Genomic DNA, 22,630 nt, shown 5'->3' with positions numbered 1-22,630 from the left:
TATCTCCTATGCGTGGTGGTTAGGCTTGGTTGGCCTGCTTATCGCTGGAATAGAATAACTCGCCGTTTTTCGCCATCTGACGCAGCTTGTCGGTGGGCGCGTACAGCGGCCCCAGCTCATCGGCTAAGCCTTCTGCCAATGTGACGAACGCTGCTACGCCCATCGCGTCAATATAGCGCAGCGCACCACCGCGGAAGGGAGGGAAGCCGATGCCATAGATCAACGCCATATCCGCTTCTGCTGGCGTCGCTACAATGCCATCTTCCAAACAGCGCACGGTTTCCAAGCACAGCGGCACCATCATGCGCGCAATGATGTCTTCGTCAGAAAATTCTTTATGCTCTTTCACCACCTCTTTAATCAGAGCGTAAGCGGCTTCATCGGTTACTTTCTTAGGCTTACCTTTTTTGTCTTCCTCGTAAGCGTAAAAACCTTTGTCGTTCTTTTGACCAAGGCGGTCATTGTCATACATGACCTGAATAGCGGTTTTACCCTCACGCGCCATGCGATCAGGGAAACCTTCCGCCATTACCTCATTAGCGTGTACGGCAGTGTCTAAGCCCACCACGTCGAGCAAATAAGCGGGGCCCATAGGCCAGCCGAACTTCTCCATCACTTTATCAATATGCTGGAAGTCAGCGCCCTGCTCGACCAGGAAACTAAAGCCGCCGAAATACGGAAACAGTACGCGGTTAACTAAGAAACCGGGGCAGTCGTTAACCACGATCGGCGTTTTCCCCATCGCACGCGCATAGGCCACGGTTGCTGCAACGGCGGCATCAGACGTCTTTTCACCACGAATTACTTCCACCAACGGCATGCGGTGAACGGGGTTAAAAAAGTGCATACCGCAGAAGTTTTCTGGACGCTTAAGATTCTCCGCCAATCGATTAATGGAAATCGTTGATGTATTAGAAGTAAGAATGGTGTTTTCGCTCACCGCATCTTCAACTTCAGCTAGCACCGCGCCTTTTACCTTGGGGTTTTCAACCACCGCTTCGACAACGAGATCAACGTTACCAAAATCACCATAGGAGAGCGTTGGGCGAATATTGCTCAGCTTTTCAGCCATCTGCTCGGTGGAAAGCTTTTTACGCTCAACCTGCTTGGTAAATAGCTTGCGCGCTTCTTTCAAGCCAAGCTCAATCGCTTCATCCTTGATGTCTTTCATCAGGATTGGCGTGCCCTTAGACGCACTCTGGTAAGCGATACCGCCGCCCATAATACCGGCACCCAGCACAGCCGTTTGTTTCACTGGCTGTGCCTGTTTCTCATAACGGCTGGCTTTCTTTTTAACCACTTGGTCATTCAGGAATAGGCCCACCAAATTGAACGCCACGCTGCTCAGCGCAAGCTTAGCGAATGCCTTGGCTTCAATTGCCTGGGCACGGCCACGCTCTTCACCCGCGCCTTTCTGAATGACTTTGATGGCTTCAACCGGCGCGGGATAATGCGGCCCAGCTTTTCCGGCAACAAACCCCTTGGCGGTTTCAAACGCCATCATCTGCTCAATGGGATTAAGCTTCAGCGGGCTGGTTTTTTCCAGACGGCGCGCTTGGTAATCCAGCTCGCCGCTATTAGCGCGGTCTAGAATGTCGAACGCCGCCTCTTCTAACTGTTCTGCGGCGACGACCGCGTCGACAGCACCTACTTTAAGTGCCGCATCGGCGCGGTTTTCGGTGCCACCTGCAATCCACTCAATGGCATTGTCTGCGCCGATCAAGCGAGGCAAACGAACGCAGCCTCCCCAGCCGGGGAGTATGCCTAGCTTGGTTTCTGGAAGGCCGATCTTGGCAGTTTCACTCATCACACGAAAATCGGTGGTCAGCAGAACCTCACAACCGCCGCCAAGCGCCAGCCCATTGACCGCCGTGACTGTCGGGAAAGGCAGGTCTTCAATCGCGTTAAAAATGTCGTGAACCTTAAGGTTCATCTCGACGAGGTATTCTTCGCCTTTATCGAAAAGCGTATGAAACTCGATGATATCGGCGCCTACGATAAACGCGTCTTTACCACTGGCGATGACCAAGCCTTTCAAGCTGTTTTCAACCTGAATAGCCTTCACCGCGTCAGCGAGTTCTGCAACAACAGCGCTAGAAAGCTTATTGACGGACTCATCTTTCAAATCGAAAGTGAGCATTGCGATATCATTACCGCTAGGGGTGTCACGACGTGTCACCGTGATGGCATTGCCTTGGTAGATCATCCGCGTTCTCTCCGCTTTTCGGGCTGGCTCTGAAAAGAGAACCCGCCACACTTTTAGACGACTTTCATACGGCCGTTTGATTGCCTTAGCTTGGTTGAGATGCCTAAGCACGTCAAGCCCTGACTTTCGGCTAATAAATCAATTCATCCAGGCCGAGATTCGCAGTAGATCAGCGCCAAGCCCGGCAGACTGTTAGAATCACACATCTTTCATCATCCAGGTTACCTTGTATGGGCACACTGCTCACACCTTCTCGCATTGCTTCGGCTCAGCGGCGTATTGAAAGTATAGTCGTACGCATAAAGCCTTGGAGCTGGTTATGGCCCCCAATGGCATTCGCCGCAGGCCTGGGAAGCTTTTTTCTAGTCGATCGTCAACAGTGGCTAGGCGCGGCCTTAGCGCTTGGGCTGCTGTTCGCCTGGACACTGCTACTATCAGAAGGATTGATCAGCCGCTGGCTATCTCACCGGGGTCACCCGACGCCACCGCGGGGCGTGGCGACGTTTATTGCGCAAATGATTCACCAAGAAACGCTTTTCTTTACGCTGCCGTTTATTTTAGTCACAACGGTTTGGAATAGCGGGCAAACACTGTTTGCAGTATTAGTTGGCGGCATGGCCTTGTTGTCTATTATTGATCCGCTATATTTCAAAGTAGCTGAACGCTGGCGCAGCCTTTACTTTATGTTTCATGCTATGTGCGTGTTTCTAGTGCTGCTGGTTACACTGCCTATCATGGTGCACCTGACCACCGGTCAGAGCTTGCTGCTAGCACTCAGCATTACCATCGTGGTGGCGCTACCTAGTTTTTGGCATTTATTGAAGCGACGTTCGCTTCAACGCTGGTGCCTATTTTTTGCACTAACATTAGTGCTGGCCTATGGCGCTTGGGTAGGCCGCATATGGGTACCGCCTGCCAGTTTATGGATGACCAGCAGTGCACTGTCGCCCTCTTTCAATATTGAACAGCGACTGCCCGAAGGTTCAATAGCATTAACGCCTCAGACAATTAGTGAAAACGGGCTTTATGTTTATACGGCCATACGCGCACCAAGGGGATTAAGTGAAACCATTACCCATGCTTGGCATCACAACGGTCAGCCCATGGATGTGGTGAAGCTGAATATTAACGGCGGGCGCGAAGAGGGTTATCGTGCTTGGAGTCATAAGCAAAACTTCCCCGATGACCCTACCGGTGATTGGCGCGTTGATATTATGACAGGCAGCGGGCAGCGCCTTGGTCTGATACGTTTTGAAGTCTCAGAGGATAGTCAAACCGCCTCTAAAGCCGATGCACAAATACGCCCCAGCGGTCTAAGTGGCTTGAATCTAAGACGTTTTGTGCCCGGAAGTTCTAACAATACTAAGGACGAATAAACAGATTGATTGATTCAGCACCTTGCATTCAGCGGCGTAGCTTATGACAATTCGCCTATACACACTTATTGGTAGCTAGTTGCTTATGGCTTCATCTATTGGTTTTCGCCTTGCCCGTTTGCCACATCTGTGGCGCTCAATCCTAGATCGGCGACTTGCCCCGCTGGGCTTAACGCAAACCCGCTGGGTAACGCTCTATCACCTATGGCGCTTGGGAGAGGGACACCCCCAGTGTGATCTTGCTCGGGTTATTGGCGTGGAGGCACCTTCACTGGTGCGCACGCTGGGCCAGCTTGAAGAACAAGGATTAGTTGAGCGGCGTGCCTGCGACAATGACCGTCGCAGCAAGCGTATCTATTTAACGCCTGCCGCTATGCCACTACTTGAAAAAATTGACAGCGTTGCTAAAGAAGCCCGCAAAGAGATATTACAAGGCCTAACGGATGAAAATCTTCAGCAGTTGGATGAGTGGCTGACCCTGATTGAGTCAAACGGACTGGCGATACAAGCGCGCGATCAGGATGGCTCTGAAGAAAACTGCCCTGAAGAAAATGATACTGAAGGCGACAGCTCTCAATAAGAGACTCTTCAAGACAAGCCCGCGTCCTAAGGCTTCGCCTCCCTACTGCCAGGCTGCTCTTTAAAACCGAGCGGCTTGGTAATGGGTCGATCCGCATAGCCACGCAGCGCATCTCTTAAGTGCTCAAACACCGGCACATAAGTCGTAAATCGTTCCGCCGTTTGTGACTCCCACCACCATAGCGTCAACGTATATTGGGTCGACTGCACCACCAGCGCATCCTGTGGCAAGCGCTCCAGCAACGTTTTTAAATGCACCGTAGCGCTATCAGGTAACGGGCGTAGCGGCGCTATTCGCCAGCGCCAACCGGCATGGAAAGGCGCTAATGCTTCGCTTGCATTGCTGTCTCTTACCAGCAGAAAATCCGGCCCAGGATCGTCTTGCGGATAGTGCCAGCGATAAGCTGGCATCGTGCCTTTAAAATGGTGAAGCGGAGGCTTTTCCATCTTAATAGTGACGCCTTGACGCGTGATCTGCGAGCGAAGCAATGAGTGACGCTTTTGCTCCGGGCTGGGCTTCAACCACATCACGGGCGCGATGACAAACATCACAATACCGACAATAATTAACCATTCCATCTCTACATTTCCTTCAACATAAGCCACACTGACTAAGCTAACCTAAAAAACCATGACATAGGTCGTTGTTAAGTAACGCTACGCCATCTAAAGTAAAGGCCATCATCATCGTACAAAGAGTACCTTTGTAACCCACTGCCAAGGAGATACGCCATGAGCTATCACCACATTTTAGTTGCCGTTGACCTAACCAAAGACTCGCACAAAATTCTTGAGCGCGCCGTCGTCATTGCAGAGCGTAATGACCGGGCTAAAATATCCATCATGCACACGCTTGAACCGCTTGGCTTTGCCTATGGTGGCGATATCCCGATGGACCTTACCAGCATTCAAGACCAGCTGGATGAGCATGCCAAAAAGCGCCTGGCTGAAATTGCCGCTCCTCACGTGCCTGAAACCCATCAGCATGTGGTAGTGGGTATGCCCGACACCGAGATCCATCGCTTTGCCGAAGATCATAACGTGGATTTGATTGTCGTAGGCTCCCACGGCCGCCATGGCTTTGCTCTGCTGCTGGGTTCAACCTCCACCGGCGTACTTCATGGCGCCCAGTGCGATGTCTTAGCCGTTCGCGTCGGCAAGAAAGGTGAGAAAACCGACGAGTAATCGAGCCCGCTTTATCAAGAACAAAAAAGGCGCCCATAAGGCGCCTTTTAATTTATCGGGCTTACTCTCCTGCGGCCATTGCCTCCAGCTCCATCCAGCGCTCCATCGCTGTTTCTAACTGCTTTTGCACGGCTTCGAGCTGCTGCAACTTAGCTGCGACGGTGTCGGCGTCCTGCTGATAAAACGCTGGGTCACCTATCGCATTTTCTAACGTTTCTACCTCGCCCTCAAAACGTTCAATGTCAGCGGGCAACGTATCTAACTCACGCTGCAAATTGTAAGAGAGCTTGACGCTTTTTTTGGCAGGTGCCGCCGAGATTTCAGGCGCTTTTTTGGGCGCCTCTGAGGTCGGTTCAGTACGCTGCCGCGCTGCCCCTTCCCAAGGCGCCGGCGGCAGCTTACCGCCCTGACGAATCCAGTCGGTGTAGCCGCCCACATATTCACGCACCACGCCCTCGCCTTCAAAGGCCAGCATGCTGGTGACAACGTTATCCATAAAGGTTCGGTCGTGGGATACCAGCAGCAGCGTGCCATCGAAATCAAGTAGCAGCTCTTCAAGCAGCTCAAGGGTTTCCATGTCGAGGTCGTTGGTAGGCTCATCGAGCACTAATACGTTGGCCGGCTGGGTAAATAGCTTGGCGAGCAGAAGTCGATTAGATTCACCACCGGAAAGTGCTTTCACCGGCTGGCGTACCCGCTCAGGCGTGAACAAGAAGTCCTGAAGGTAGCTCATCACATGGCGATCTTTACCACCAACGCTCACCCGGTCACTGCCCTGAGCAACGTTGTCGTAAACCGTTTTGTCCAGTTCAAGCCCGGCGCGCAGCTGGTCAAAATAGGCCACCTTCAGATTGGTGCCCATCTGAACACTGCCCTCGGTGGGCTCAAGCTCGCCCAACAATATTTTCAGCAGCGTGGTTTTACCCGCCCCGTTGCGCCCTAAGAAGCCGATTCGGTCACCACGCAGTATTTCGAGATTCATGCCACGCAGCACAACGTCATCGCCAAACCGCTGAGTGACGCCTTTCAGCTCCACGATGCGCTTGCCGGTGCGCTCTCCACGGTCTACCGTCAGGTTAGCATTGCCTTGGCGCTCACGACGCTGACTGCGCTCATTGCGCATGGCTTCTAAAGCGCGCACGCGACCTTCATTGCGCGTACGCCGTGCTTTGACGCCCTGGCGAATCCAGACTTCCTCTTGCGCTAACTTTTTATCAAACTCGGCATTTTCACGCGCTTCAACTTCAAGCTCGTGCTGCTTACGGGCTTGATACTCGACGTACTTACCGGGGTAACGACCCAGTTGACCACGGTCCAGCTCCAGAATACTGGTCGCCAACTTAGATAAAAATGCCCGGTCATGGGTAATCAGCAGCACGGCGCCATTAAACGACAGCAGCTGTTCTTCTAACCAAGCAATAGTGTCTAAGTCCAGATGGTTGGTCGGCTCATCGAGCAGCAGCAAATCAGGCTCAGCGACTAACGCGCGTGCAAGCGCCACACGCCGACGCCAGCCACCGGAAAGCGCGCTCATTTGCGCCTCAGGCGGTAAGCCCAAACGGGTTAATACGGTATCAATACGCTGGTGATACGACCAGCCGTCAATAGCTTCCAGGCGCGTTTGCAGCGTCGCCATGCGATCCATATCAGGGTCAGGATCATTGATAAGATGATCATACTCAGAGAGCAGTTCACCGGCTTCGGGCAACCCTTGGGCGACCATATCGAAAATAGTGAGGCCGGATGACTCCGGCAACTCCTGTGCAAGCACACCGATCTTGAGACCGGGGGCACGCCAGATGGAACCATCGTCGGGTAAAATATCGCCCGCTACCAGTTTTAGTAGGGTGGACTTGCCGGTGCCATTGCGACCGACCAGCGCGAGGCGTTCGCCTTTTTCAACCGTCAGATCGGCGCGATTGAGCAGTACATGGGTGCCATAGGCGAGTTGCAGCTGTTCGAGTCGTAACAGGGCCACGCGGAGTCCTCCTTAATCATAAGGCGCACAGTGTAACGCATGCGCGCGCCGAGGGGGTGGAACCTATGGAGCGAAAACTGGCAGCGTGGTAACGTTTTGCCAATGTACAACAACAATTCGTCGATAAGACTTTTTCTATAGGCAGCCCGCCAGTGACGGTTACCGTCTCGATGCATTTTGTAAATGAGCTATTTAAAGGCTTACCGATCACCGTAACCCCGCCTACTCGCTATCTTGAACGGGCAGGGATCTCGCCCTTTTTACTCGCAGCACCACATGGCCGAGTAACGGTTGAGCAGTTTGCCGAGCTTTACCGCTTATTGGTGCATGAACTAGACGACGAAACGCCCGGCTTTTTTGCCCGCCCGCTGCGCGGCGGCACATTAAAGCTGCTGTGCTTAACGATGCTGGATGCGCCCAATCTACAGGTGGCGCTGCATCGCTACACGCAGTTCTTCCGCATTTTGCTTGATGACTTTGGCTACGTGTTTACGCTGGAAGGAGACCTAGCCCGCATGGCCCTGGTCGAGCACGCGCCCTTGGCGGGGAGCAGAACCTTAATTCATGAGCTGATGCTCAAGCTCTTTCACGGTATAGCATCATGGATGATTGCACGTAAAATACCGCCGATTTTAATGGAGTGTGCCTACATCCTGCCGCCACACAGTGCTGATTATCTGTACTTCCACCCAGGTACGGTTCGCTTTGAGCAGCCTCAAACCGCGATTTATATTGATCGAGGATGGCTTGAACATCCTATACGCCAAACCAAAAAACACCTGGGCGCCTTTTTAAAGCGCGCCCCGGCAGATTGGTTTTACGTCTCATTTGCGGACCGCCTACTGGCGCACCGTGTACGTGAGCACCTAGCGCGCGATCTTATCAATGCCGGCACGGTGCACAGCGTCGCCGACGCCCTACACATGTCGGCGCGCACATTAGCTCGGCATTTGAAGCAGGAAGGCACTCACTTTCAGGCCGTTAAGGATGAGTACCGGCGCGACTACGCCGTTCAGGCGCTTACCTGCAGTCAAAAGCCACTCATCAGTATTGCCGAAGCATTAAGCTTTGAAGACTTGGCCTGCTTTAGCCGCGCGTTTAAAACCTGGACAGGCAATTCGCCCGCCGCTTACCGCAAAGCTCGCACGGCGGGCAACCTTCACTGATCGCGCGACAGGTACTTTAGACACTCTAGACTTCGCTACGAATACGTTTTTTATCCAGCTTACCCACGCTGGTCTTGGGGATTTCATCGACGAAACGGATCATGCTCGGAATGGCCCAGCGTCTGAGTTTTCCCTGGGTGACAAACTGCTCTAGAAATGCCTGTACATCTGCCACCGTCGGCGGGTTGTTAGCGTCGACGGCTACAGCCAATGCAGCCGGACGCTCTCCCCACTTGTCATCGGCGACGCCGATCACGGCCACTTCGGCAATCCCCGGACACTGACTGATATAACTTTCAAGCTCTAACGATGAGAGCCACTCGCCCCCCGTTTTAATAACATCTTTGATACGATCGCTAATGGTTAGAAAGCCACGTTCATCGAGAGAACCTACATCTCCGGTGTGAAGCCAACCATCGCGCCATAGCTCGGTGCTGCGCGCCTCTTCTTTAAAATAGGCTTGAGTCAACCAAGGCGCCTGGACGCGCACTTCGCCGATGCTTTTACCATCCTGCTGTAGCGGCTCATCGTTGGAATCAACAACCTGCAGCCTAACCAAAGGAATGGGCAGCCCCGCTTTACAGCGCCAGGGCAGTTGGGTCGCAAAATCGGCGGTGGCGATATCCTGGGGCAAAATCCCGGCGGTCAGCAGTGGACAGGTTTCCGACATGCCATAGGCGCTGCGCGTATCAATCCCAAGTTCCCAGGCCTTGCTTGCCAACGATTGCGTTAGCGCACTGCCACCCACCAGCACCTTCCAACCAGTGAGATCAATCTGTTTTGAGGCAACCGCCTCAGCGCTAACCACCATGTTTAATAGCGTCGGTACACAGTGTGAAAAATCGACCTTTTCGCTGACCAGCAGTTTCACCAGCATTTCTGGCTCATATCGCCCCGGGTAGACCTGGGTAGCCCCCATCAGCGTAGCCGTATAAGGCACGCCCCAGGCATGCACGTGAAACATGGGTGTAATAGGCATATATACCTTGTCTCGATTCAACAGCTCAAAACCTGGCGCTTGGAACGCACTCGCCTCGCTTAAGGTATGTAATACCAATTGGCGATGGGTAAAGAAAACCCCTTTAGGGTTGCCCGTGGTGCCCGTCGTGTAAAACAAGGTCGCCACGGCGTTTTCATCAAAGCGAGGGAATGCATAGTCAGTGGGCTGCTCACTTAACAGCGATTCGAACTCACCAACAACAGGAAGAGTGGTATTAAGAGCCTGTGACGCGTCTTGGCACAGCAGGTAGCCACGTACTAAGGGAAGTTTATCGGCCAGCGGCTCAATCAGCGATATGAACTCTTCATGCAGGATAACAAAAGCGTCTTCGGCGTGCTCCATGGTGTAAAGAACTTGCTCCGGCGCCAAGCGTACATTGACCGTATGCAGCACTGCGCCAATCATTGGAATCGCAAAAAAACACTCCAGATAACGATGGCTATCCCAATCTAACACGGCCACCACATCACCCGCTTTAACACCCTGGGCAGTCAGCACGTGGGCCAGTTGATGGACTCGCTCGCGAAAACGCCCGTAATCGTGGCGGCTTTGGTCTCGATATACGATTTGATTATCGCCGGCCATGCGAACACCCGCGTCCAGCAAGTCGCCAATCATTAGAGATGGATTGGTGGCCGACGCCGTTGCCGGTAACATTTTTGGTGTGATCGTGGACATTAAAACTCCTTTTCGCTTGTTCTTGTTGCGGCGAGCTTCTTTAGCAGCGCTCAATAAGCAGCGCAATACCTTGACCGCCGCCAATACACAGCGTGATCAAGCCGTAGCGACCGTTAATACGCTCTAATTCATGCAGCGCTTTGAGAATCAAAATAGCCCCCGTCGCGCCCACTGGATGGCCTAGCGCAACCGCCCCACCGTTAGGGTTGAGCTTTTCCAGTGGAAAGCCTAGCGTCTGCGCTACCGCCATTGCTTGAGCAGCAAAGGCCTCGTTTGATTCAATCACATCAATATCATGAATACTAAGACTTGCCTGCTGCAGGCAGCGCTTAACCGCGGGAATCGGCCCTAAGCCCATAAGCGATGGCTCAACACCCGCCATCGTAGCTACCCGTAGGCGTGCCCGGGGCACCAGTCCGCGCCGTTTCGCTTCATCTCTGTGAGCAAGGACAAGAGTTGCTGCGCCGTCATTAATGCCTGACGCGTTGCCTGCGGTCACCACACCGTCCTTTTGAAAGGCCGACTTCAGCCGCGTTAAATCGCCTAGCTGGAGACCTTCGCGCACGTGTTCATCCTGACAGAAACGCACCGTCTGCTTATCTTGGCTTATTTCTATCGGTACAATTTGAGCATCAAAGCGACCTTCCGCTATTGCCCAAGCCGCCTTTTGGTGGCTTTCAAGAGCAAATTGATCCAACTGTTCACGGGTAAATCCATACTTTTTAGCGATGTTTTCTGCGGTGCATCCCATATGGCCGCTACCAAAAGGATCGCTAAGTATGCCCAAGGTTAAGTCCTGGATGCCCATATCGCCCATACGCACACCGTTGCGCGCCGGAGGCGGTAACATATAGGCCCCGCGAGACATGGATTCAGCACCGCCCGCTAACGCCAAACGACTATCGCCTAAAACGATCTGCTGTGCGGCAGACACCACGGCCTGAACACCCGATCCACACAGTCGGTTAACGTTGAAGGCACCGGCTTCCTTGGGCACGCCAGCGTTCAGCGCAATATGCCGCGCCAAATAGGCATCTTGAGGGCCTGTGGTAATAATGTGGCCGAAAACAGAATGGTCAATATCACCAGCCTCAACACCAGAGCCCCGTAATGCCTCTTTCGCGGTTATCGCCCCCAATTCAAACGGCGCCATGCTTGAGAGCGACCCGCCAAAACTGCCAATAGCGGTGCGCGCACCCGCTAAGATCACGACATCATCCAACCGCATAGATATTTTCTCATGTCTTAACTAACTGATTCTTAGCAACGCTTTATTAGCGACTCGATGAATCCACTTTGCCAAGCAGCGAGCGTGCAATGACCTCTTTCATGATCTCTGAGCTACCGGCATAAATAGTCTGCACTCGTGCGTCTCGATAAAAGCGTGATATAGGATATTCCTCCGTATAACCGTAGCCGCCAAACAGCTGCAGGCAACGGTCCACCGCTCGGCACTGCAGCTCACTTAGCTGCAGTTTTAAAATCGCGGCATCGGTGCTGCTCATCGTCCTTTGGCGGTATTTTTCGAGGCAGTGCTCGAAGTAGGCGCGTGCGACGTCTAGCTGGGCCTTTATATCAGCCAGGACAAAACGAGTATTTTGAAAATCAGCCACGCGTTGCCCGAATGCTTGGCGCTGCTCCACATACGCTAAGGTAAGCGCTAACGCGCCTTCTACTGCGCCCAAGGCCTGAGCGCCAACGCCGAGACGTTCGCGCGGCAGCTCCTGCATTAAGTAGCGAAAACCGGCGCCCTCTTCGCCCAGCAAAGCATCATGAGGCAACTGAATATGATCAAAGCTAAGCTCGGCGGTGTCGCTGGCGTGCTGGCCGATTTTTTTGATCGGTTTGCCCCGTGCAAAGCCCGACAAATGAGTATCGACTAAAAACAGAGAAACGCCTTTTGCGCCAGCGCTAGGATCCGTCTTGGCACACACAATCACCACGTCGGCAAACTGGCCGTTGGTGATAAAAATTTTGCTGCCGCTTAACTCCCAGCCTTCATTAGTGCGCTTCGCGCGAGTGTTCATTGATGCCAGATCGCTACCGGCATGGGGCTCGGTCATGGCAATGGCACCGAGAATTTCGCCACGGGCCATGGCTGGCAGCCACTGCTCGCGCTGTGAGGCCGTCCCTAGCGTTTGCACATAAGGCATGACGATATTGGCGTGAATATTATAAGCGCTGGCTAAGCCACCAAATCCTTGGCGAGAAAGCTCTTCCAGCACGAGCTGGGTAATCGCAATATCGGCCTCTGACCCACCGTTTTGTTCATCTAGATCAATACCCAACAAGCCTGCAGCGCCTAACGCATGCCACAACGAACGGGGGATTTCGCCTGAGGCCTCCCACTGATCGTAAAACGGTGCCACTTCTTTCGTGAGACAGCGCTTAATCATGCTGTAGAACAGCGCGCTTGCTTCCTGGTCCACGCTCATGGCTTAAGCTCTTGACGTAGATGGCGCTTGAGGATTTTTCCAGCGGTGCTCTTGGGTAACGCATCGGTAAAGACAATGTGCTTAGGCACTTTATAAGGCGCCATTAACGTTTTGGCGTGATGAATCAGCGCTTCCTCGCTGACCAACTGGCCTTCTTTTAGAACCACCACGGCGGTGATAGCTTCAATCCACTTCTCATCCGGCTGACCGATGACAGCAACTTCCGATACCGCAGGGTGCTTAAAGAGCCCCTCCTCTACTTCACGACTGGCCACCAGTACGCCACCGGTATTGATCACATCCTTAATGCGATCGACGACATAAAGATAGCCTGCCTCATCGAAGTAACCCACGTCGCCAGAATGAAACCAGTCTCCCAGGAAGGCTTCTTCTGTCATCGCTGCTTTGTCCCAGTACCCTTTCATAAGCTGCGGTGAGCGATGGACAATCTCTCCATGCTCGCCGGAAGGTACGTCATTCATGTCTAGGTCGACGATGCGCGTCTCCACCGTCAATATGGGCCGCCCGGCGGAAGCAGGCCTCGCGGCATGCTCTTCAGGACGCAGAACGGTGGCTAACGGGGCAATTTCGCTCTGCCCATAGCAGTTGTATAGCCCTACGCCCGGTATGCGCTGCTGCAGCTCCTCCAGTACCGGCACCGGCATAATCGAGGCACCGTAATACGCTTTGTTGAGGGCACTTAAGTCAAAGCGGTCAAATTCAGCATGGCGTAGCAAGCTGATCCAGACCGTTGGCGGGGCAAAAAAAGATGCGACCTTGTGGTTAGACATGGCGCTTAAACATAGCTCAGGAAGCGGCGCTTCAAGCAAATAGACGGTAGCGCCCAATAACAGCGCGGGCATTAGAAAAACGTGCATTTGCGCTGAATGGTAAAGCGGCAACGCGGCGAGCATGGCGTCATTGCTCTTAATATCCAGCTCGACCATGCAGGCCATGTATTCGGCCATTAATGCTTGATGCGTCATCATGGCGGCTTTGGGCGCCGCGGTGGTGCCCGAGGTATAAAGTAGTTGAGCGAGACTGGCGCCATCGACTGCAGCGTCTGGCTCTTGGCTAAGTGCTGCTGATCTCGCATGCCTTAGCACATCAAAACTGCCGGCAGTACTCTCCTGCTCAGCGTGTAGCGTTCCCATCAGGGCCAAATTCAACCCCTCTGTCGCGGCATTCACTTTGCTAGCAAGACTTATATCACTCAGCAAGCCCATGGCACCCGACTGTTCAAGAATGTAGCGCAACTCCTCGCTGCTTAGCGCAAAGTTAATAGGCACATGCACTAAACCTGCCTTGGTAGCTGCCAACCAAGCAATCACATATGCGTCAGAGTTTTTGCCATAAACGGCCAATCTATCACCTGGTACGAGGCCTGCTGCCAGCAAGCCATTAGCCACCCGATTGGCGGCTTGACTGAGCTCAAGATAGCGCCACTCACGTTCACCAAATACCAGTGCCAACTGATGCGGATACTTTCGAGCGCTGCGACTTAAAGCAGCCCCAATACTATTTTGCTGAATAATAGACGGTTCAGACATGCTAAATCCTCAAGTGGGTGGCCGTTAATGGGCAACGCTTTAGCTCGTGACCAGTGGGCAAACACTTTCTGAAAGCGGCCGGAAGGCTTCTTCTGCAGGAATGGTACGAATGATATGGAAAAGATCATCCTCATCCTGCGACTCTTCAGGCGTCTTAACTTCGACTAGATACATGTCATGCACCATGCGGCCATCCTCACGGATGTAGCCATTGGTAGCAAAGATGTCGTTGATGGGCGTATCAGCCATTTGCTGACGCACGGTCTGTGTATCGTCCGTGCCCGTTGCTGCAATGGCCTCAAGATAATGGCGAGTGCTGGAGTAAAGCCCTGCATGAACCATCGTTGGCATACTGCCCGTGCGTTCGCGAAAGCGTTCAGCCCAGGCGCGTGTCTCGTCGTTTAAATCGTAATACCACGCTTTGGTAAACTGTAAGCCCTGTGCATTCTCTAGCCCAATACTGCGCACATCGGTACTAAACAGCACCATTCCGGCTAAAATCTGGCCTGCCTGGGTAATGCCGAACTCCCCCGCTGTCTGCACGGCGTTAATCGTGTCGCCGCCAGCGTTGTTTAACGCAATAACATCCGCACCCGAGGCCTGAGCCTGGAGCATAAAAGAAGAGAAATCACTATTGGGGAACGGGTGCCGAGCGCTGCCCACAATGGTGCCGCCATTTTCTGTGACGACTCTTGTGACATCAGCCTCTAGCGCATGGCCAAACGAGTAATCGGCACTCAGCAGGTACCACTTTTTATGGCCCTCGTCGGTAATGGCTTTTGCAGTGCCATTGGACATCGCCCATGTGTCGTATACCCAATGAATATGATTAGGCGAGCAGTGTTCGTTAGTAATAGCTGACGACACGGCACCATTGACCAGCCCAAGCTTGTCGGCTTCTTCTAATAAACCTACCGCAGCGAGCGTGACAGATGATGCCACCAGCCCGGTGACCATATCGACATTACGTTCGTCGATCCATTCACGCACTACGCTTGAGCCAACGTCTGGGCTATTGCGATCATCGGCACTAAATACCACGATATTGGCGCCGTTAACGCTTCCGCCGATATCTTCAATCGCCATCATGATGGCATCTTCGCCTAGCGGGCCAATAGGGTCGCGGTAAACGCCTGACATATCAGCTAAATAGCCGATCCGTATTTCATTATCAGAAACACCTTCAGCAGCAACAGCCAGGGAGGCACTGCTAGCCAGTAGAATACCAATGGCGAGCGTGGAGACAGCAAAGCGGTGAGATATTGGCATGGTTATTAGACTCTCTATTGTTGTTATTAAATCAATGGCCGCAGAATCGCCGGTAATACCCTCACTTCATCCTAGCCGCAAATACCCCGTTGCTGTTTACCTAACAAGCCAAGTTTTTTGCAATTCGTGCCATTCGTGCGCACTGACCACTATCAACAGAGCATTAGTCGATGTACGCGCATACCGTTACAATGGAGGTTTTCTATCTGGCTAAGGAGCAACGTTTGGCTACTGCTGACACTGATGCGTTTTTACCCGAAGCACTACAGTTTCGCCCTAGCGCTCCTTTAATAGATATTGGTGCAAACCTGACTCATGAAAGCTTTGGTCGCGATCTTGAGGCAGTGATCGAGCGTGCCCAGGCGGCGCAGGTAACGACTATGATCGTGACCGGCACTGATCTCGCCCATGCTGAACAGGCCGTTGCACTCGCCAAACAATATTCTGGGTTATACGCGACGGCAGGCGTACATCCCCATGATGCCAGTCACTGGAATGACGACCTGTCGCGCTCGATGGCGGCGTTACATGCCATGCCAGAAGTGGTCGCAGTGGGTGAGTGCGGGCTGGATTTCAATCGTAATTTTTCGACGCCTCAGCAGCAGGAGCGTGCCTTTGAGGCTCAGTTGGCACTCGCCGTTGAAAGCGGTTTACCGCTCTTTTTACATGAGCGGGATGCGGGTCAACGGATGCGCGAAATATTGCATGCATGGCGAGACGACATCAGCCAAGCGGTGGTGCACTGCTTTACGGCCGATCGCGATACGCTTTTTGGCTATCTCGACCTAGACTTACATATAGGTTTAACCGGCTGGATCTGCGATGAGCGACGCGGACATCACCTGCGCTCGTTGGTTAGCGATATACCGCTGACACGGTTGATGGTGGAAACGGACTGCCCCTACTTGCTGCCCCGCAATCTGCCGGCGAAATTAAAAGGCCGTCGACATGAGCCCGCACTGCTGCCGTGGATAGCGCGCGAGATTGCCCAGTGGTACGGCATCAGCGATGCAGCATTAGGCGCAGCCACGACCCAAACCGCACAGCGATTTTTCCGCCTTCCTACGACGCCCCTAGAGGAGTAATAGCGTGTCTGATTATCCAGGATTTATAGCCATTGAAACAGGTGAAGACGATGGCCTACCGCTAGCCATTGCTTGGTCACTACCCGATGGTCGTGTAAAGCAAACGTTGATTCAGCCGGATGACAGCTGGATTAAAGAAGACACGAATGCCTTGGGCGCCTACAGCATGGAAGAACTGGAAAGCCTCGGCGTAAGCCCGCTTGAGGTGATTCGCGAGCTAGAGACCGATCACTTTTCCGCCACGCTATATACCAGTGACAACGGAGAAGACGAAGCGGCGCTTGCGCGTCTATTCGACACCTATGGGCTAGACCCTTTTGTTGAGCTTGCCCCCGCCTCGGTACTCTACCCATCGATCACTCCTAGCGAATGGCATCGCCAGCGCCGGGAAACCTTTAGCGAACTGGGTCTGGAACCGATGCGGCCAGAACATGAGCTCGAGGTCATGCTGTCGATGCATCAGCGCCTAACAGACGACGATTAAGCGCTGGCCGTCACGTCTAATTGATCTAACACAGCCTGCCCTTCGGCGATGGCGTCCGCTAGCGCTTTCTGGTGAGAGTAAAAGCAGTTAATGGCCACCAGGAAAGCGTTAGCGCGTACAGGCAGCCCTTCTTTCAAGTAGCCTTGCGCGCGAGATACAACGCGCGCCGTAAATGCACTTCTATCGACCTCAACATCGCCACCGAGATTATCGACACTGATATTAAACGGGCGGCCGCAGGCATGAGTAAATATTGATTCGAGCGCCTGTGGCACAATTTCAGCCCGCTCGAACAATGCCTGCTGCTCGGCATTACGTCCATCAGGACAGTACCAGTAGCCGTAATCTTCTTGCAGGCGCCGCTGCGAGCCAGCAATACACCAATGGCTCATTTCTAGCAATCTCTTAGCAACAAATGTACATACATAACATTCTGATTTAAAATATAATTTTAAATTCCAATTAAAAAGCAGCATGTCTTAGAAAAATGTACAAAATTGCTATAAAATTCTCTTTTTGTACATTTTCCCTATGTTTACCAAACGCTGCTATTGAGGAGCCTCCAAACCTCAGTGCTTGGAGATGGTCTGCCCGCAAAAAGCTGAGAGAATTGGGTCGCTCGGCCCTTCTATCCGTGAATAAGCTGTTAAATCGAACGGATAAACCGCACCTTTTAATAGGAAGGTTCTGTATCTGTGCCAATGAAAACGATTCCCAAATAATTGTTTTGCACGGCTCCCAGGTAGCTGGCAGACTTAAAAGCAGATAATTCATACTAAAAAAGAAAAAACGACAACAGTCTCCACCGGTCAATTAAGTTGGAGTTAAACATGCAAGGATACAACTATTATGGCCACTACCGCTAATTTTAATTTAGAAATAGAAGAAGAATTACCGCTTGAGGAAAATTTCATCGAACAAGCGGAATACATCGACCGTGCAAAGTTTCAAAAGTTAGCTGCAGAGCACCCTAATGAAACGGAAATTTTAAAGAAGCTCATGGGTGGTGGAGCAAAGCTTTTGATAGGCCCTCGCGGTTGCGGCAAAAGCACACTTATGAAGAAGGCGTATTACCGCCTTATTGAGGAAAGTGCAGACAAGACATTACCAGTTTATGTGAACTTCAAGCTCACTTTAAAATTAGAGCCTTATTACGTAAATGGGCCTAATGCATCGTATTGGTTTCGGTCTTGGCTTATTGCGAAAATTCTTTTATCTATATGGGAGGCTATGGAGGAGCATGGCAATCTGGTTGCCCCAGAATCCTTTCCTCCAAAAGAGTTTATTTCAAAGGCTATTAACTCACTGGAGGCGAGCAGCGCAAGTGCGGATCAAATAGATAAATTCACATTAACATTCTTAACAGAGCATATTGAGGAATTGATTTCAAGGAACGAACTTAAGCGCTGTGTAATTCTTATAGATGATGCCGCTCATTCATTCTCAGAGAAGCAGCAAGAAGATTTTTTTGACTTCTTTCGTGCAATAAAATCGAGAACTATTTCTCCAAAGGCAGCAATATATCCCGGTATAACCTCAAATTCGGCTAATTTTCACGTTGGACACGACGCGGAACAAATTGATGCGTGGATTAAGCCATCTGGTAAAGAGTATGAAGCCTTCATGGTTTCGTTGGCTAGCAAGAGATTTGAGGGCGCTGATTTAGATTTTATTTCAGGAAACGAGGAAGACATAATACTGCTTGCATATGCTGCATTCGGAATCCCTAGAGGATTTTTAGGAATGCTACGATCTGTATTTAACACTCCAGATACATACATTAATACTAACGGCGGTCTGAATAAATCAAAATTGCTGCGCCTATCTCGTATTGGAAGAGATATGTCGCATGGTGTCTACGATTCACTTACCGCAAAATTACCCTCTTATGAAAGCTATGTCGAAAATGGATCTAGGGCTTATCAAGCAATACTTGCTCAGATAAGAGATTTTAATAAGGGAAAGCCGCTTGAAAAGCAGGCGCTGCAATTTGCTGTAAAAACACCGATTAATGCAGATTTGGAAAAAGTGTTCGGATTTCTTCAATACTCGGGACTGATTATGTCTTCCGGTTCAATCCTCAAGGGTGAAAAGGGAGCATTTCAACATTATCACGTTCACATTGGTGATCTAACTACGGAAAATATTATTGTAGGAAGTCGAACAAAATCAGTTAGCTCATTTCTTAAAGTTATCAGGGCGCCAAAGCACCAAGCTTGGCCGAGATTGACATCCACCTCTATTTTCGAGAAGGCAGGACTCGTATCCGAAGATTTCACACTTGCACTGCCGCTTTGTCATGCTTGCTCAACTCCGAGAAGCAATCCAGAGGCAAGGTTCTGTTCCAATTGTGGGGCAAAGCTAAAGCCGTCCTCAGCCTATGAGGAGCTTGTAAAACGGGACATATCAGTTCTTCCAATCTCAAAAAGGCTAGAGAAAAGAATTAAGGAGCATTCACAAATTCGTAGAATTCGAGATATTCTTACAGATGCTAATCGAGAAACATTGCTTGGAATTTCATATATAGGTAAAGCACGGGCGCAAGCGATTGTAGGGCACGCTGAGGAGTATGTTTCGTGACGCTCTCAATCTCGGATTATGTAAATGAAGCTCCTTCATCTAACAGCATGGGATCGGATCATTCCTTTTTGGTTGAAATTGATCTTCCTTGTCCGATTGATGCGTATGTCGATTACTCTAGAAGTTTGCTTGCCTATGGCACTGAAGAAAAACTTCAAGAGAACGAGCATCTTGGAGGGTTACTATTACTTGGAGCTGTTTCCGCTGCGGAAGCATATTTTCGCTCTATATTATCGCTTACTTTGGAAGCGTGCCCAATTTCTCGCGAAAACGCCGCTGAAAAGCAAATAAATTTAGGTGGCGTATTGTGGCATGGGCATGCTGAGTTTCGAAGAAGTGCATTCGAACATCTTACCTTTTGCTCGAAAGATGACATTAAAAAGGCTGCGAAAGGCTACCTTAGGTTCGAACTCAAAGACTCTAGCTTCAAAGGCCCCCTTGAACAATACGATCTTGTTTGCCATTTGCGCCATGGTATCGTACATAACGCTGGCATTTTGCCAGGGAGAAATGCAGTTCAGATTGGAGCAAAAAATTACAAAAAGCCAGTCAGGATTGCTGTAGGATTTGCAACATTGCAAAAATCTATAGAGGCAATTGACAGTTTAGTACTTACTTTTAATCGCGAGCTTTTTGATGAAATGTGCCGGAGGTGGGCAATTGAATGGCGAAAAAAATTGGACTGGGATCCTAGCATAGAAGATAAAATATTCAATAAAATTTGGAAAATTTATTTTTGCCGTAAGTTGCATGGTACACGGCAAGGAAAATCTTCAATAACTAGGGCAAAATGTCTTTCGGAAGTGAAAGAAAGATATGACCTTTTAAATATATAGACATAGTAAGCAGTAGATTGGGGGGATTTAATCTGCAACTATTCTGCCTGCATACGAGACTGAGCCCATTAGCTGTTTTTTCACTTGAACACACGAGATGAGTAAGCACTGCAAAAAAACCTAGAGGCCGTTCTTTGGTTGGGGCTCAGCTCACCTAAGGTAGTGTAATGGCAATAGCTGCCTCCATAATGATGCTATTTATCCGTTCGGCTTAACAATTTCATGGATGGAAAGCCGAGTGAGCCAATTCTCGCAGCCTTTTTTCGCGGGCAGACCACCTCCAGCCACTGAGGTTCGGAGGCTCCTAATCAGCGGCGCTTGACAAACTATGAGCAAGGAATAAACCGTAGGACAGCAAGAGAGGCATTCGTCCAAGGTAGGCAAAGTGGTACGCATGCCTCAGATATCGCTGCTGTCTCTCTTAAAGGGCCTCGCACTTGGCTAATTGAGCCCCATACGCTCATCCTCTAAGGAGCAGTCATGCCATAAAACATTACATCAGGTATTAAAGAATTAGATGACTTATTTTCAGCTATTATGCGACGTTGGTCACCTAATAGCCGTAAGTTATAGTAACCTGCACAATATTAAATGCGACAGAATTAATAGCTATTGCTGCGACAGGCTATGTATTTTTCGACATATATTGCGATTGCATTTATTTGCCGTGCTCACAGGGAATGAAACACACCCTTGGCGGCATCCCTCCAGATGATTTGCGCGATCTCTGGCTTACCAGTAGCTACAAGGTTGGCCATTAAGCCCCCCGATTTAAGCATTTCTTCAGCTTCAGGCTTAATTATATCAAATGGGTTACTGATAACATCTGAGAACTGAACCCTAGCATCAAAAGACATTTGCGCTATAGGGCTATGCTTAGATAATTCATCTGATAACTCAAGCGCCTCATCAAGCCCTCCGCCTTGACTAAGAAAGAGTTGCTTACCATATCCCGCCGCCATGAAACGTGTCCTATAGATTCCCAGAACGAAGTCACGAATCTCTTTGTCTGATGCTCTTCCTGACAAGCACTCACCGTGCATCCAGCCCAGCAACTTAATAATTTCCAATTCACTAAAGTCGTAGAGAGTTTTCGTATATACATCATCCGCCTTTACGGATTCGCTACCCCCAGCATTCTCCCTTTGTGTCATGATGTTTTCCTCAGCCGTGTTTAGATATAACCATACCAGGTGTGTTTAATGCGCCTGTTAAGACCATTCTAGCACCTGATTTCTTAATAATTGGCCCCCAATGAGCAATGGCATAAACCGGCCCTGACTTCTCGATGCTGACGTGCGCCTGCTCTGCCGCATGATGGATCAGATTCGAGACAGTTTTCTTGTCCAGGCCACTCCTGGCCGCTATTTTTACCAAAGTGGCCTCTCGGGTGGTGTCTATCACGCCAAGCACAAGCAACATACGCCTTAGATCACCCTTGGGATAAGAGATTTGATCAGACACATTTATTCCTAAAATGGTGCGTTAAAAGCACCCCTGGCAGACATTAAACTCCATACGTCACTAGGTCAAGGTTAACTCACATGCTAGCCGTATTGTCTCTTGGTTTACGGTGAGGTATGGCCTTGTATGGTCAAACTCTTGGTGGCCTAAAACGGCCTGGACTATCGCAGCCATTTATTAAATGCCGTAACAATTACTGATAATGACAGGACGTCCCTTAGCATCCCCATAGTTTTTTATACCCAATAATGCTTTTTTTGCAGTAGGAGGCGGACTTGTGATCATCTCTCGATATGCCACATTCAAATTTTTCTGAAACTCCTCCGAGGGGGGACGCCCTGAAAAATCGTCCAAACTTGGTGAAAATTTCAAACCTAGAATCTCACACATGGCTTTCTCTAATCCTTGAGGCCTGGCCTCAGCGTCCTCGAATAGCAATTGCTCTTTCGCAGTTCTTCCGCATGGAGAATACCAAAAGCCGAAATCATCTATATTTCTTCGTCTATCACCCGCTAAACAATAATGAGAAATCTCATGCAGCAAACTTCTCGGGTAATTACTCCTAAAATAGATTATTGCAGCGTCATTGTCTTTAGGCGCTACATAAATCGGCTCCTCAGCTCCCCCTATTATTTTCAGATCGGGGAATATACCTGCAAATGCGGCTATCAAATACTGACAGCATTCTTCATCGTTAACAAACATTTATAAATCCCTGAGAACAAACCATTTAACGACTAATGACAAAAGAGCATAAAA

20 protein-coding genes are annotated in these 22,630 nt (G+C 50.7%); 8 read left to right on the top strand and 12 right to left on the bottom strand.

The features are described from left to right. Window positions 1-19: 19 nt before the first annotated feature. Entirely contained in the window at window positions 20-2,206 is a 2,187-nt protein-coding gene (fadB, locus tag CIK78_RS09110) for a fatty acid oxidation complex subunit alpha FadB (RefSeq protein ID WP_096279281.1), read from the bottom strand. A gap of 230 nt (window positions 2,207-2,436) precedes the next feature. On the opposite strand from fadB, the gene CIK78_RS09105 reads away from it, so the two are divergent. Continuing rightward, window positions 2,437-3,582 (top strand): DUF5924 family protein, encoded by a 1,146-nt coding sequence (locus CIK78_RS09105; protein WP_096279279.1) that lies wholly within the window; start codon window positions 2,437-2,439, stop codon window positions 3,580-3,582. An 85-nt stretch (window positions 3,583-3,667) separates the two neighbouring features. Further along, window positions 3,668-4,162, top strand: coding sequence for a transcriptional regulator SlyA (gene slyA, locus CIK78_RS09100; protein WP_096279277.1), 495 nt, complete (start codon window positions 3,668-3,670; stop codon window positions 4,160-4,162). A 26-nt stretch (window positions 4,163-4,188) separates the two neighbouring features. On the opposite strand, the gene CIK78_RS09095 is transcribed toward slyA, so the two are convergent. Beyond that, window positions 4,189-4,740: a preprotein translocase subunit YajC gene (locus tag CIK78_RS09095; RefSeq protein ID WP_096279275.1), complete on the bottom strand. Its 552-nt coding sequence runs from the start codon at window positions 4,738-4,740 to the stop codon at window positions 4,189-4,191. A 153-nt stretch (window positions 4,741-4,893) separates the two neighbouring features. Between CIK78_RS09095 and CIK78_RS09090 the strand changes: the two genes are divergently transcribed. Then, window positions 4,894-5,346 carry a universal stress protein gene (locus tag CIK78_RS09090; protein WP_096279273.1) on the top strand — a complete coding sequence of 151 codons (453 nt, stop codon included), beginning with the start codon at window positions 4,894-4,896 and terminating at the stop codon, window positions 5,344-5,346. Between the two features lie 61 nt (window positions 5,347-5,407). Here CIK78_RS09090 and CIK78_RS09085 read toward each other — a convergent pair whose 3' ends face one another. Further along, complete coding sequence (locus tag CIK78_RS09085) at window positions 5,408-7,324, bottom strand: ATP-binding cassette domain-containing protein (protein ID WP_096279271.1); 1,917 nt, start codon at window positions 7,322-7,324, stop codon at window positions 5,408-5,410. Window positions 7,325-7,494: 170 nt separating this feature from the next. Between CIK78_RS09085 and CIK78_RS09080 the strand changes: the two genes are divergently transcribed. Further along, window positions 7,495-8,490 (top strand): AraC family transcriptional regulator, encoded by a 996-nt coding sequence (locus CIK78_RS09080; protein ID WP_225734492.1) that lies wholly within the window; start codon window positions 7,495-7,497, stop codon window positions 8,488-8,490. A 25-nt stretch (window positions 8,491-8,515) separates the two neighbouring features. On the opposite strand, the gene CIK78_RS09075 is transcribed toward CIK78_RS09080, so the two are convergent. Genes CIK78_RS09075 through CIK78_RS09055 form a run of 5 tightly spaced genes read right to left on the bottom strand, consistent with a single transcriptional unit; the run spans window position 8,516 to window position 15,422 of the window. Continuing rightward, window positions 8,516-10,168, bottom strand: a complete 1,653-nt coding sequence (locus CIK78_RS09075; protein WP_096279267.1) for a fatty acid--CoA ligase — start codon at window positions 10,166-10,168, stop codon at window positions 8,516-8,518. A 40-nt stretch (window positions 10,169-10,208) separates the two neighbouring features. Then, window positions 10,209-11,396, bottom strand: a complete 1,188-nt coding sequence (gene bktB / locus CIK78_RS09070) for a beta-ketothiolase BktB (RefSeq protein WP_096279265.1) — start codon at window positions 11,394-11,396, stop codon at window positions 10,209-10,211. A 46-nt stretch (window positions 11,397-11,442) separates the two neighbouring features. Then, window positions 11,443-12,597: an acyl-CoA dehydrogenase family protein gene (locus CIK78_RS09065; RefSeq protein WP_096282332.1), complete on the bottom strand. Its 1,155-nt coding sequence runs from the start codon at window positions 12,595-12,597 to the stop codon at window positions 11,443-11,445. A gap of 2 nt (window positions 12,598-12,599) precedes the next feature. Then, a complete protein-coding gene (locus CIK78_RS09060; protein WP_096279263.1) occupies window positions 12,600-14,153 on the bottom strand; it encodes a fatty acyl-CoA synthetase in 1,554 nt (517 codons plus the stop codon). 39 nt (window positions 14,154-14,192) lie between these two features. Further along, window positions 14,193-15,422 carry an ABC transporter substrate-binding protein gene (locus tag CIK78_RS09055; RefSeq protein WP_096279261.1) on the bottom strand — a complete coding sequence of 410 codons (1,230 nt, stop codon included), beginning with the start codon at window positions 15,420-15,422 and terminating at the stop codon, window positions 14,193-14,195. Between the two features lie 224 nt (window positions 15,423-15,646). Here CIK78_RS09055 and CIK78_RS09050 point away from each other — a divergent pair, with 224 nt between their 5' ends. Together CIK78_RS09050 and CIK78_RS09045 are read left to right on the top strand one after the other, a co-directional pair. Then, entirely contained in the window at window positions 15,647-16,507 is an 861-nt protein-coding gene (locus CIK78_RS09050) for a TatD family hydrolase (RefSeq protein ID WP_096282331.1), read from the top strand. Window positions 16,508-16,511: 4 nt separating this feature from the next. Beyond that, window positions 16,512-16,991, top strand: coding sequence for a hypothetical protein (locus CIK78_RS09045; RefSeq protein WP_096279259.1), 480 nt, complete (start codon window positions 16,512-16,514; stop codon window positions 16,989-16,991). On the opposite strand, the gene CIK78_RS09040 is transcribed toward CIK78_RS09045, so the two are convergent. Then, window positions 16,988-17,467 (bottom strand): elongation factor P hydroxylase, encoded by a 480-nt coding sequence (locus CIK78_RS09040; RefSeq protein WP_096279257.1) that lies wholly within the window; start codon window positions 17,465-17,467, stop codon window positions 16,988-16,990. The two genes, CIK78_RS09045 and CIK78_RS09040, sit on opposite strands and share 4 nt — an antisense overlap. Window positions 17,468-17,840: 373 nt before the next feature. Here CIK78_RS09040 and CIK78_RS09035 point away from each other — a divergent pair, with 373 nt between their 5' ends. Both CIK78_RS09035 and CIK78_RS17780 read left to right on the top strand, forming a co-directional pair. Beyond that, window positions 17,841-19,571 (top strand): hypothetical protein, encoded by a 1,731-nt coding sequence (locus CIK78_RS09035; RefSeq protein WP_096279255.1) that lies wholly within the window; start codon window positions 17,841-17,843, stop codon window positions 19,569-19,571. Then, window positions 19,568-20,407: a hypothetical protein gene (locus CIK78_RS17780; protein WP_141393035.1), complete on the top strand. Its 840-nt coding sequence runs from the start codon at window positions 19,568-19,570 to the stop codon at window positions 20,405-20,407. The genes CIK78_RS09035 and CIK78_RS17780 overlap by 4 nt, the downstream gene beginning before the upstream one ends. A gap of 671 nt (window positions 20,408-21,078) precedes the next feature. On the opposite strand, the gene CIK78_RS09020 is transcribed toward CIK78_RS17780, so the two are convergent. The 3 genes from CIK78_RS09020 to CIK78_RS09010 form a co-directional block, all read right to left on the bottom strand. After that, on the bottom strand, window positions 21,079-21,561 hold the full coding sequence (locus CIK78_RS09020; protein WP_096279249.1) for a hypothetical protein: 483 nt from the start codon (window positions 21,559-21,561) through the stop codon (window positions 21,079-21,081). A 10-nt stretch (window positions 21,562-21,571) separates the two neighbouring features. Beyond that, the gene (locus CIK78_RS09015; RefSeq protein WP_217990281.1) at window positions 21,572-21,871 is read right to left on the bottom strand and encodes a hypothetical protein; all 300 of its coding nucleotides are present in this window, start codon (window positions 21,869-21,871) and stop codon (window positions 21,572-21,574) included. A gap of 177 nt (window positions 21,872-22,048) precedes the next feature. Further along, window positions 22,049-22,576: an elongation factor P hydroxylase gene (locus CIK78_RS09010; protein ID WP_096279247.1), complete on the bottom strand. Its 528-nt coding sequence runs from the start codon at window positions 22,574-22,576 to the stop codon at window positions 22,049-22,051. Window positions 22,577-22,630 lie beyond the last annotated feature (54 nt).

The organism is Halomonas sp. JB37, from assembly GCF_002332255.1.
Classification (GTDB): domain Bacteria; phylum Pseudomonadota; class Gammaproteobacteria; order Pseudomonadales; family Halomonadaceae; genus Vreelandella; species Vreelandella casei.
Note: the sequence above shows the minus strand (reverse complement) of the source record. Positions and strands in the feature narration are given on the sequence as shown.

Excerpts from the sequence above, each read along its gene's own strand:
- fadB (WP_096279281.1), bottom strand. The coding sequence starts at position 2,206 with ATGATCTACCAAGGCAATGCCATCACGGTGACACGTCGTGACACCCCT.
- CIK78_RS09105 (WP_096279279.1), top strand. The coding sequence starts at position 2,437 with ATGGGCACACTGCTCACACCTTCTCGCATTGCTTCGGCTCAGCGGCGT.
- slyA (WP_096279277.1), top strand. The coding sequence starts at position 3,668 with ATGGCTTCATCTATTGGTTTTCGCCTTGCCCGTTTGCCACATCTGTGG.
- CIK78_RS09095 (WP_096279275.1), bottom strand. The coding sequence starts at position 4,740 with ATGGAATGGTTAATTATTGTCGGTATTGTGATGTTTGTCATCGCGCCC.
- CIK78_RS09090 (WP_096279273.1), top strand. The coding sequence starts at position 4,894 with ATGAGCTATCACCACATTTTAGTTGCCGTTGACCTAACCAAAGACTCG.
- CIK78_RS09080 (WP_225734492.1), top strand. The coding sequence starts at position 7,495 with ATGCATTTTGTAAATGAGCTATTTAAAGGCTTACCGATCACCGTAACC.
- CIK78_RS09075 (WP_096279267.1), bottom strand. The coding sequence starts at position 10,168 with ATGTCCACGATCACACCAAAAATGTTACCGGCAACGGCGTCGGCCACC.
- bktB (WP_096279265.1), bottom strand. The coding sequence starts at position 11,396 with ATGCGGTTGGATGATGTCGTGATCTTAGCGGGTGCGCGCACCGCTATT.
- CIK78_RS09060 (WP_096279263.1), bottom strand. The coding sequence starts at position 14,153 with ATGTCTGAACCGTCTATTATTCAGCAAAATAGTATTGGGGCTGCTTTA.
- CIK78_RS09055 (WP_096279261.1), bottom strand. The coding sequence starts at position 15,422 with ATGCCAATATCTCACCGCTTTGCTGTCTCCACGCTCGCCATTGGTATT.
- CIK78_RS09040 (WP_096279257.1), bottom strand. The coding sequence starts at position 17,467 with ATGCTGCTTTTTAATTGGAATTTAAAATTATATTTTAAATCAGAATGT.
- CIK78_RS09035 (WP_096279255.1), top strand. The coding sequence starts at position 17,841 with ATGGCCACTACCGCTAATTTTAATTTAGAAATAGAAGAAGAATTACCG.
- CIK78_RS09020 (WP_096279249.1), bottom strand. The coding sequence starts at position 21,561 with ATGACACAAAGGGAGAATGCTGGGGGTAGCGAATCCGTAAAGGCGGAT.
- CIK78_RS09010 (WP_096279247.1), bottom strand. The coding sequence starts at position 22,576 with ATGTTTGTTAACGATGAAGAATGCTGTCAGTATTTGATAGCCGCATTT.